General features: G+C 43.3%; 8 protein-coding genes. 2 read left to right on the forward strand and 6 right to left on the reverse strand.

The features are described from left to right. Positions 1-14 precede the first annotated feature (14 nt). The 6 genes from CWC28_RS16975 to trhO all read right to left on the reverse strand — a co-directional run bounded on the left by CWC28_RS16975 (position 15) and on the right by trhO (position 8,525). Entirely contained in the window at positions 15-722 is a 708-nt protein-coding gene (locus CWC28_RS16975) for a 3'-5' exonuclease (protein WP_138625478.1), read from the reverse strand. Beyond that, the gene (locus CWC28_RS16980) at positions 722-2,620 is read right to left on the reverse strand and encodes a DUF294 nucleotidyltransferase-like domain-containing protein (RefSeq protein ID WP_138625479.1); all 1,899 of its coding nucleotides are present in this window, start codon (positions 2,618-2,620) and stop codon (positions 722-724) included. Before CWC28_RS16980 ends, CWC28_RS16975 begins: the two co-directional genes overlap by 1 nt. 83 nt (positions 2,621-2,703) lie before the next feature. After that, entirely contained in the window at positions 2,704-5,781 is a 3,078-nt protein-coding gene (locus CWC28_RS16985; RefSeq protein WP_138625481.1) for an efflux RND transporter permease subunit, read from the reverse strand. A gap of 2 nt (positions 5,782-5,783) precedes the next feature. Next, positions 5,784-6,800 (reverse strand): efflux RND transporter periplasmic adaptor subunit, encoded by a 1,017-nt coding sequence (locus CWC28_RS16990; RefSeq protein WP_082874084.1) that lies wholly within the window; start codon positions 6,798-6,800, stop codon positions 5,784-5,786. A gap of 131 nt (positions 6,801-6,931) precedes the next feature. After that, the gene (locus CWC28_RS16995; RefSeq protein WP_105174084.1) at positions 6,932-7,360 is read right to left on the reverse strand and encodes a hypothetical protein; all 429 of its coding nucleotides are present in this window, start codon (positions 7,358-7,360) and stop codon (positions 6,932-6,934) included. A gap of 157 nt (positions 7,361-7,517) precedes the next feature. Next, positions 7,518-8,525, reverse strand: a complete 1,008-nt coding sequence (gene trhO, locus CWC28_RS17000; protein ID WP_105174083.1) for an oxygen-dependent tRNA uridine(34) hydroxylase TrhO — start codon at positions 8,523-8,525, stop codon at positions 7,518-7,520. 199 nt (positions 8,526-8,724) lie between these two features. On the opposite strand from trhO, the gene CWC28_RS17005 reads away from it, so the two are divergent. Both CWC28_RS17005 and CWC28_RS17010 read left to right on the forward strand, forming a co-directional pair. Continuing rightward, complete coding sequence (locus CWC28_RS17005; RefSeq protein WP_063706172.1) at positions 8,725-10,050, forward strand: DEAD/DEAH box helicase; 1,326 nt, start codon at positions 8,725-8,727, stop codon at positions 10,048-10,050. Between the two features lie 2 nt (positions 10,051-10,052). Then, complete coding sequence (locus tag CWC28_RS17010; RefSeq protein WP_138625480.1) at positions 10,053-10,883, forward strand: CvfB family protein; 831 nt, start codon at positions 10,053-10,055, stop codon at positions 10,881-10,883. Positions 10,884-11,032: the final 149 nt, after the last annotated feature.

Consider the following 11,032-nt stretch of genomic DNA (forward strand, 5'->3'; position numbering starts at 1 on the left):
CAGTGCTACTCACGTTATATAAGTAACTCACCTAATGGTGTATCAGAGCGATAATGGTAGGCAAGCTGTGCTTGTAATAGCTCTGCGGTGGCTATGGCATCATTAAGCGCATTATGATTTTGATAGGCTGGCAATGAATACCGAATACGCGAGTCAGCTAATCGTACTGAGTCGAGCTTAGAATTAAATAACCGTCCTAGTATGCCTTGCTTTGCTTTAAGCGCTCGCGTTTCAAGGTCTAGCGTGTCTATAACTGCAAACTCAAGTCCTTCCCCTAAACGTGCTTGCAACGCTTGATATAAGAAGTGCCGTTCAATAGGTGCAAAATGAACCACAATCACTTTGCCTTTTAATGCAGCTAATAAAGGCTCCATGATAGAAGAAAAATCTGGTGCTTCACTCACTTCTGAGTGAGTTATACCATGAATAACAATCGACTCTTCAGCGAGCTTTTGCCGTGGTTGAACAATCCAATGCTTGCTGTATTTGCAAAAAATTCGCTTTGAATTAAAAGGCACTAATCCCACACTGACAATATCGTCACCATCAAAATTTAGACCAGTCGTCTCAAAATCTAGCGCGACCATAGGAACGTCGCTGATAGGCATGCTTAAATCATTGATGGCTGAAGAATAAAACTCTTGGATTAATGGCTGTTTACTTACCTTTAGTTGCTGCTGGTAGCGGCTTGGCCAATCAAGTTTAGCGCCTTGCTTTGCCATTATTTCATCCCTGAGTTAGCTGAGTATCTGAATTTAAGGAAATTCTGTGCTTTATCTAAAATCGCAAATGCCTCTTTAAGATTGCGCTGCTCAAAGGGTGATAGTAAATGAGGCTCAAGATCGTTATCAGGCGCTTCATCAAGTTTTTCAATTTGCCATGCTTGGTGCCTAATTCTTACCATCGCAATGTACTCTAGCGCATCACGTAAATCCTGCGCTTTACCCTCAGGAAGTAATTTGGCATCAATAATATCTTCTAGTCGCTCAAATGAATTCTGTTTACGGCTACCGATAGCTAATGCATGCACACGTATTACATCAGACAAAGGCGCTGTGCCACGGCGTTTTAAGTTCATAGAACGCTTGTGTTGCCCATTATGCTCTAACACAAAGTCTTTAAAGAAACCTAGAGGCGGTGTTCTGTTACGGGCATTGGCTGCAAGGTTAGCCAAGAAACGCTTATTCTTACGCCCTTCAGTTGCAATAAATCGTTTGAGCTCATCAGCCCATTTGTTTTTACCGTACACACCGTCTAAATCAAAAAAGATCGAGCTGTGTAATAAAGCCTGCGGTTTAGGTTCGGCCATCCAATCTGCAAATTGTTCTTGCCACTGCTCGCGAGTTAAACGCCATTTTTTGAATGACGCCATGATTTCACCTTCACAGTACTTATAGCCACACTCAGCTAAACCATCGCAAACAAAGTCAGCCAAATTTTGAAAGTATTCGTCGTGTAATTCTTCGTTAAAACCATTATCGAGGATAATGGCGTTATCTTGGTCGGTAACGATTAACTGTTCATCACGTGCCATAGAGCCTAAAGCAATAAAACAGTATGGCACCGGTGGCGGGCCAAACTTTTCTTCAGCTAAATCAAGTAAGCGTTGTTTAAAAGTACGGCCTATAACGGCCATGGCCGTACCTATCATGTGGGAGTTAGCATCTTCGTTCACCATGCGTACAAAGACATTAGGTAACTGCCTTGCATAGTGAGCTAAATCTTCAACCGACTGCTGCGCTAAAATACCCCGCACTAGCAATAAACTGCTTTGTGATTCGTAGCGTAAGATATCTGATTGCGAAATAACGCCGATAGGCTTTTTCTTCACAACGACTGGAAGGTGGTGAATATTGTCTCTGAGCATTGCAAGTACTGCTTCAAACACATAGGCATTGCTATCAAGCAAAACTAAATCGGTTTGCATAATTTGCGCTGCTGGGGCTTCATAGCTTAAGCCATCTGCAATCACACTCGTTCGTAAATCACGGTCGGTAATTATACCAACGACTTGGCCGTCATCATCATCAGGATCATCACTGATCGGTTTATCTGCATCAGTGACTAATACCGATGATACTGACTCTTGCGTCATCAACTGTGCAACCATTTGCACAGACGCATCTTTTGCTACAGTAACAACATCGCGATGAAGAAGTGACTTGACCTTCGCGGTTGTTAAATCATTGCTGTCTGCTTGCTCTACAACAGCTTGATGAAGCCTAACATTACCGTCGGCTTCAAAAAAATCAGCAAATACGTCGTATTCATCGCAATATTGGTTAAACAACTCAACGTTAATGCAATAAACTAAGGTATCTTCAAGCGCCTTTGCCGGGAAGCGCACTTTGCGATTCATCAGCAAACCCATCTGCCCGAATATCCCCCCTACTGTTAAGCGGTTGTATAACTCACCATCACGGCGATACATTTCTACAGCGCCGGTGCGTATAACGTATAAATCAGCGATATCTTCGCCGTAATTTAATATTTGTGTACCCACACGAAAATAAGCGATTTCGACTTGTGAGGCGAGTTTATTGACGGCCTCTTCAGGAAGATCATCAAACGGTGCATGATCAGAAAGAAATTGGGCAATATCGACATGTTCGGCTTGCATACGCGTACCTAGTTCATAGCATTTGTATTAATTGTGAGGGTAATTGGCTATTTTTTCAAAGAAAAATAGCCAATTCAATAGGATTAAGCCTTTTCTAACTCTTCGGCCAGAAGTTTCGACTCATCACCTCTTGGTTTAGTAAAGCGAGCTAAACCAAGGTATATGACAGGCGTTAGATACAGGGTAAATAACACCGCAAGTGCTAAACCGCCAAATACCACCCAACCAATCGCGTTACGAGCCTCAGCCCCCGCGCCGGTAGATAAAATAAGTGGTAATGCTCCTAGTAAGGTTGAAACCAGTGTCATCGCGATTGGGCGAAGGCGAACCAATGCAGCCTCTTCTACCGCAGCTCTAACCGATCGGCCTTGATCACGTAATTGGTCGGCAAACTCCACCAGCAATATGGCATTTTTAGCAATGAGACCAATCAGCATCACTAAACCAATTTGCGAGTAAATGTTTAATGATGTACCCGTTAGATACAGCGCCAAAATCGCTGATGTAATACCAAACGGTACGGTGATCATCACAACAATTGCACTATTTACACTTTCAAATTGCGCTGCCAAAACCAGTAGTACAATTAAAAAGGCCAATACATAGGTTACTAATACTTCATTAGCGGTTTCTTCAAAAGTTAATGCCTCACCTTTAAACGCTAAGCTGATGCCAGCAGGCAGAGATTGCTCTGAAATATCACGGATTTTTGTTACAAGCTCAGCAATGGTAACGCCTTCTGGCATTTCCATACTTAGTTCAATAGCACGGCGCTGCGCATGACGCTCAAGCTCAGCGGCAACACCTTCTTCAGTAATCGTTGCCACACTACTCAGTGGCACTAACTGACTATTACGGCCACCAACATACAAGTTAGCTAAGTCACTTGGGTTTGTGATTGTTTGGTTTTGTGCTTGCAACATAATTGGGATTGATTGGTCACCAATGTTTAAATCGGCGATATCATCACCATTGATTGCTGCGCGTAGTGTCACAGAGATATCACTGAGCGATACACCAAGCTCTTCAGCACGACGCCTATCAATATTAACCCGTAATTGTGGCTGTGACGGCTGATATGAAATACGCACAGGCGCCACTTCTGGCACTGCTTTTTCAATTTCAGCAGAGAACTCTTGCGCGGCTTTAAATATCTCGAGGTAATCTTGCCCTAATAAAGCAAGCTCAATACCACCGCCTTGACCACGTAAGTTCAAACTATTTGAGCCACCTGGGTAACCAGCCGCACCAGGAATATTCCCTAACGGTTCACGTATTTTATTGATAATTTCTTGCTGACTAAAATGACGTTCGTCCCAATGTTTTAGCGGCACAGTGATAAATACAATATTTGGATCCCATTGCCCAACCACAGTGTAAATAGACTCAATATCTCCACTTTCAACATACGGCAGTAAGATATCTTCCATTTGCACCGCTTGCCTGTCCATAAAGTTCAGGCCAACACCATCAGGACCTCGGGCGAAAATACGGATTTTACCGCGATCTTCTGTTGGTAATAACTCGTTATCTAGGTTGAAATAAAGTGCCCCAGAGCCTGCTGCAACCAACAAACATGCAAAAAAGGTAAGCCATGCATGCTCAAGCACACCATGTATTGTGCGCTTATAAACGGCGGCTAAACCATGGCCAACTTTCGCAAATGGATGAAAACCACCCTGCTTTAATTTCAATTTTGAAGTCAACGCAGGTACCAAAGACAGTGCTACAAAGCTTGAGATGATCACAGCGCCAGCTAATACACCACCAAACTCTCTAAATAGGCGTCCTGCTGTTGATGGTAAAAAAGCAATAGGCACAAACACCGCAGCCAATACGGCGGTTGTTGCCACAACAGCAAAGAATACTTCACGCGTACCAACCACTGCAGCTGCACGGCGGCCCAGACCTAAGCCCCGCTGACGTTGTATATTTTCACTAACCACAATGGCATCATCAACAATTAGGCCGGTTGCTAACACTAATGCAAGTAAAGTAAGAATATTAATTGAGAAACCAAGCGCCCAAATAAGTGCTAAAGAGCCAATTAATGCAACAGGTATCGCAAATGCAGGAACCAGGGTTGCGCGCCATGAGCCAATAAACACCCATAGTGTGATCACCACTAACAGCACGGTTAGCAACAAGGAATTAATGACTTCATCAACTGAACTTCTGATAAACTGCGCATCATCAGAGGTGAGAGTAAATTCCATTTCAGGAAAACGTACTCGCATGCGCTCGATTAAAGTGAGCACTTCATCAGAAATTTCGATGGTATTCGATTGCGCCTGACGAATAATTTCCATGCCAATGACAGGTGTGCCATTAAGCCTTACGAACGAACGCGGATCAGCTGGGCCAAAGTAAACAGCTGCAACATCGCCAATACGGGTATCGTCGCGAACGATGATATCGGCTACTTGTTCAGCAGAAATTGACGTTGCATCAGCACGAACGATGACTTGTTGATCACTTGATTTTAAACTACCTGCAGGCACATCAAAGGGAGCCTGACGAAGTACGTTGGCAATATCTGGTACGGTAAGGTTAAAGCTGCTCAGCTTAAGTGGGTCGATACGCACTCTAAGCACCCGTTCACGGTCACCATTTAAGCGAACATCGGCAACTCCAGGAATAGTTAAAAACTGCGGGGCTAAGTCAACATCAACACGCTCTGTTAGTGCCTCAAGGGATAAGCTATCACTTGATACCGTTAACGATACTACCGCTTCGGCATCGTTATCGGCTTTAATAATTGATACCCGTTCAACTTCTTCGGGTAATTCTCGCTGCACACGGGCCACTGATTCGCGTGTTTCATTTGCAGCATCATCTAAATTAACACCAGGGCGAAACTCAACCACGATACGAGCATTGTTTTCTTCACTTTGCGCACGAATCGACTTTACACCACTTACCCTCGCAACCGCCCCTTCGAGCTTACTAGTCACTTCGGTATCTACGGTCTCCGGTGAACCACCCGGAAAAGACGCTGATACGGTAATACGTGGCCTATCAACATCAGGAAGCTCACGCACTTCAACCCCAGCTATTGCAGCAATACCGGCAATAATAATGAGTAAGTTAAGTACCACAATTAAAACAGGGCGACGTATCGCCATTGATGGTAAGTCTTCCATCATAGGTTGCTGTTTCATCATTACTCCTTGGCTAGCTGCACTTCATTGATGAAATTAAGCTCTTGATTAGGTCTTAGGCGCTGAACGCCTTCTGTCACCAATAAGTCACCTTCGTTTAAGCCACCAGAGACTAGTAAACGCCCTGCTAGACGCTGCTCAATTTTTACATCAACACGAGTTGCTTTTTTATCGACACTCTTCCATACGTAAGGGCCTGCAGCACCCCACATCATGGCAGCTTCGGGTACGACCGCAAACTCTTCACCCAGAATATTTATGTGCACACGAAAACTCATACCCGGCATAAATTGCTGGCCATTATTATCAAGTTTGGCTTTTGTTCTAAGTGTGCGGGTTTGGGCATTGATACGCGAATCAAGCTCTGCCACCTTAGCCGTATAACCTTTATCGCCTAACCAAGGCACCACTTCGACCGAGGATTTTTGTTTAAGCACTGAGATAGCGGCCTCTGGGGCATTAAAATTGATATAAAGTTCAGAAATATCATCGATAGTGGCAATGGCTGTTTGGGTTGTGATCCTGTCGCCTACTTCGACGTCAGTTAAACCCATAACACCACTAAAAGGAGCACGAACTTCGCGGTCTTCACGCTCTGTTTGGGCTTGCATTAACTGGACTTTTGCAAGCTCATAAAGCGTTTTCGCATCATCTAAATCACTTTGTGGCACCGCACCACGGGCGTGACTTTCTTCAAGCCTTTTCATGGTGCGCTCAGCATCTTTTAATGTAATTTCGGCTTCGATCAACGCTGCTTTTTGTCTACGTGAATCAAGCTCTAATAGTAAGTCACCTTTGGCAACGTTATCGCCTGGTTTAAAGTAAACAGCGGTGACTCTGTCACCAACGGCTGGGTAAAGTGTGACTGAGTGGATCGCTTCAGCGTTACCCACTGCTTTTATCTGTTGTTTAGACTTTTCAACAGACACTGATTCTACAACTACATTAGCCGCCTCAGCGACGGAAACACAACTAATACAGGCAATTAAAGTCCATGTATGTAACTTGCCAATTGTCAAAATTTCACCTAAATAAGAATCGTTTTAATTGTTACGAAGTGTAACAGCTTTGTGATCAATAAAAAGATGACTTCGTTTAATAAACAATTAGCCAAGGTGAAATAAACGCATACATCGCCTTTGTTTTCAAATTAAGAACGACAATGTGATGAATCGACCCCTTTTAAGTGTGCTTCGCTTGCAATGGTAACCTCTACACACCCTGAGTTAATATCAACTTGTTCCTTTTGAATTAGCGTAAAACTCCCTTCTTGCTCTGAACGTAATGAATATTCAAAGGCATCGTTGCTTCCCTCTGCAATTGCAGTAAAAATCCCGCCGACCAGTGCTCCAGCAAGGGCGCCTGCAATCATCTCTTCGTGGTTGCCATCTAATTCATCAACAAAACCTATCGCAGAGCCTGCTGCTATACCCGTTTTAACATTCGATGATAATTTAACGGGTTTTACTGATGTTACCTTTGCATAAAAGCGTTTGATCATCACATTTTGGTCGGCTCTATCAACTCCTTGTGATGCGCAGCCGCCTAAAAAGAGTAAACCTATCAGTAATTTCTTCATTGTTCTCACCCTGTCAGTATAAAAGCTTAGATAGATAGTATTCCTAGCATGAGTTAGATACTGTTTAAGAACTGTAATAAACTGTATGTAGGCGATTTACGGGCATAAAAAAACCCCAGATAATGCTGAGGTTTTTAACTATTAACAATACTAAAAATTACTGTTGGCGCTGTGCTTCTTTTTGCGCTTTTTTAGCTTCTTTACGCTTACGAAGAACTTCTTGCGCTTCATTACCGATGTGACCTTCGCCACGCGCCTGTGCTAATTCGATTTGCTTTTGACGCTCAGCAAAACGTGCACGTTGCTCTTCTGTTAGGCTGTCGTGACAGTGATGACACGAAACACCTTCCATGTATTCTGGTTTTTGCTTTTCTTCTTCAGTGATAGGCATACGACACGCATGACATTGGTCGTAAGAACCTTTTTGTAAGTCGTGATTTACCGCAACACGGTTATCAAATACAAAACACTCACCTTCCCACATAGTTTCTTCTTTTGGTACTTCTTCTAAGTACTTAAGAATACCGCCTTCAAGGTGGAATACTTCGTCAAAGCCTTGCTCTTTCATGTAAGCAGTTGATTTTTCACAGCGAATACCACCAGTACAGAACATCGCTACTTTTTTGTGCTTTGCTGGGTCTAGGTTTTCTTTCGCCCATGCAGGGAATTCGCGGAATGTCTTCGTGTTTGGATCAACCGCATTTTGGAAAGTACCGATCTCTATTTCGTAATCGTTACGCGTATCGATAAGAATCACTTCAGGGTCTGAAATTAACGCATTCCAATCAGCTGGTTTTACGTATGTCCCCACTACTTCACGTGGGTCGATACCTTCAACACCCATAGTTACGATTTCTTTTTTCAGTTTTACCTTAGTACGGTAGAACGGACATTCGTCATCGTATGACTCTTTAGTCACAATGTTATCTAGGTTTGGTTGTGCATCTAACCATGCAAGTAGGTTATCGATACCTTCACGTTTAGCAGAAACAGTACCGTTAATACCTTCAGCCGCAAGTAACAAAGTACCGCGTACTTCATTGTCTTCCATTACTTTTAGTAGTGGTTGGCGAATCGCTTCAAAATCAGGAAGGGCTACAAATTTGTAAAGTGCGCAAACAACAAAGTGCTCGCTAGTTACATTGTCTTTATGAACAGCAGTCATGGTTTTACCTTTTGCTTTAAATGCCCATGTGGGGCGTTAACCGAATCGCAAATCCGGCGCATTGAGGGCGCGTATTTTACGCGAATTAACGATAATTGCAAAAACTGATGCGAAATAGCTGTGTTTTTACTGTCTCCTAGTGAGGCAAGTGCGTTATAATGAACGGGATTTACAAATTTTGCTCATCGGAGATTACGCATTGCATTTTACTGAACTTGGGATTGATACACGCCTCGAAAAACAACTTGCGCATCAAGGCATCACCCAGCCCACTGACATTCAAGCTCACGCGGTACCAACAGCTATCGCAGGCCATGATATTTTTGCACAGTCAAAAACAGGATCGGGCAAAACGCTGGCGTTTTTATTACCTGCTGTACAGCGTGTAATGAAACAAAAAGCACTCAGTAAACGCGACCCTCGCGTTTTGATCGTTGCGCCTACCCGCGAATTAGCAACCCAAGTATACAGCCAATTAAGACTTTTAATTGCAGGCACAAACATTAGTGCAGTAAAAATACTGGGTGGTGAAAACTTTAACGATCAAATTAAAGCACTTCGTAAAGACCCGCACTTTGTAGTGGGCACACCGGGCCGTATTGCTGACCATTTGAGTCAACGCTCGTTACAACTTTCAGGCTTAGAGCTGTTAATTTTTGACGAAGCGGACCGTATTTTAGATTTAGGTTTTACCGATCAAGTTAAAATGATCAACGAGCTTGCTGATCACCGTTTACGCCAAACGTTATTGTTTTCAGCAACCCTTGACCATGCACAAGTTGATGCTTTGTCGCGTAACTTATTACGCTCACCAAAACAAATACTGTTAAGTGCCTCTAACGAGCAACATAGTGACATTACCCAGCAGCTTTATTTAGCTGATCATCTAGATCACAAAGAAGCGCTACTAGAGCACTTTGTAAAACAAGATAATGTTGGCCAATGCATTATTTTTACTGCAACACGTGCCGATACTCAGCGTTTAAGCCAATTATTATCTGATAAAGGCCTAAAAGCACAAGCACTTGCGGGTGACTTAACACAGGCTAAGCGCCTTGAAATTATGGATGCCTTTAGCCGTGAAAACTTTAAAATTTTAATCACCACTGATGTTGCATCACGTGGTCTTGATTTATTAAGCGTGACCCATGTAATTAACTTTGACCTGCCAAAACATGCTGAAGAATATGTGCACCGTATTGGTCGTACTGGTCGCGCAGGCTTTAAAGGAACTGCTATTTCGTTAGTGGGCCCGAAAGATTGGCCTAGCTACAAAGCAATTAAAGCATTTTTAAATGATGAATTAAGCTTTTTCACCGTTGATGGCCTTGTTGGTAAATTTAAAGGTCTGCGTGAGAAAAAACCAAACACAGTTTGGAATAAAGCAGAGAAAAAAGTGGCTGCAAAACCTGCTAAACCAAAACGCAAAGCAGCCCCTAAAAAGCCTAAAGCCCCTATTCAAGCACCAATTGATGTAGATGGTTTTGCTCCAATGCGCCGTAAGAAAAAGCCAGAACAGGAATAACAATGAGTATTTTAGGAACCACACAAACCCTTTTCGTTAACGAAATGTCTAACGAAGGTGCTTATTTAGATGGCCGTGATTTAGGCGAAGTATTCTTACCAAGCAAAGAAATTGATTACGAACTAGAAGCTGGCGACAGCGTTCAAGTATTCATTTACTTAGATCACGCAGGTCACCCAACCGGTACCACGAAAAAACCATTGGCTGAGGTAGGCGAATTTGCCCTACTACGTGTTAAAGCTATCAATAGCACTGGTGCGTTTATGGATTGGGGCCTCGAAAAAGACGTACTAGCGCCATACAACGAACAAAAGCCAAAAATGAAAGACGGCTTTTCGTATCTTGTACGTTTATACCTAGATAATGCTAGCCAACGTATTTGCGCATCAAGCAACTTTAATAAGTTTTTATCGAAAGAAGAACCAACTTACGCAACGATGGAAGAAGTTGACTTAATCGTTGCCGGTAAAACAGACCTTGGCTACAAAGTACTCGTGAACGAAGCCCACATTGGTGTTGTTTACTACAACACGGTATTTAAAAAGCTATTTGTTGGTCAGCGCTTAAAAGGCTTTATTCAAAAAGTACGTGAGGACGGCAAAATCGACGTACTACTTGAAAAGCCAGGTATGGGCAAAGTAAACGACTTAGGCGAAAAAATCTTAGCTAAATTAAAAGCCGAAGGCGGCGTACTTCACTTAGGTGATAAATCAGACCCAGAAGCAATTAAAAAGACTTTCTCAACCAGTAAAGCAAACTACAAAAAAGCCATTGGCGGTTTGTTTAAGCAAGGTTTAATCGAGATTGAAGCAACGTCGATTAGATTGAAGTAAGTTGCGAGTTGCGAGTTGCAAGTTGCGAGTTGCGAGTTGCGAGCTAAAAGCTAAGAGCTCACGGCTCAGCGCTAGTCACTCAGCTAACTAACAGATGCCGGGGGCGGCAGGAGGGGAGCGGGGGGGGGGGGGGGGGGGGGGGGGGGGGG

The organism is Pseudoalteromonas sp. S4492, assembly GCF_005886115.1.
In the GTDB taxonomy this organism is placed as follows: Bacteria; Pseudomonadota; Gammaproteobacteria; order Enterobacterales; family Alteromonadaceae; genus Pseudoalteromonas; species Pseudoalteromonas gelatinilytica.

Coding starts and splice junctions, on each gene's coding strand:
- CWC28_RS17010 (WP_138625480.1), top strand. CDS start 10,053: ATGAGTATTTTAGGAACCACACAAACCCTTTTCGTTAACGAAATGTCT.
- CWC28_RS16980 (WP_138625479.1), bottom strand. CDS start 2,620: ATGCAAGCCGAACATGTCGATATTGCCCAATTTCTTTCTGATCATGCA.
- CWC28_RS16985 (WP_138625481.1), bottom strand. CDS start 5,781: ATGAAACAGCAACCTATGATGGAAGACTTACCATCAATGGCGATACGT.
- CWC28_RS16995 (WP_105174084.1), bottom strand. CDS start 7,360: ATGAAGAAATTACTGATAGGTTTACTCTTTTTAGGCGGCTGCGCATCA.
- CWC28_RS16975 (WP_138625478.1), bottom strand. CDS start 722: ATGGCAAAGCAAGGCGCTAAACTTGATTGGCCAAGCCGCTACCAGCAG.
- trhO (WP_105174083.1), bottom strand. CDS start 8,525: ATGACTGCTGTTCATAAAGACAATGTAACTAGCGAGCACTTTGTTGTT.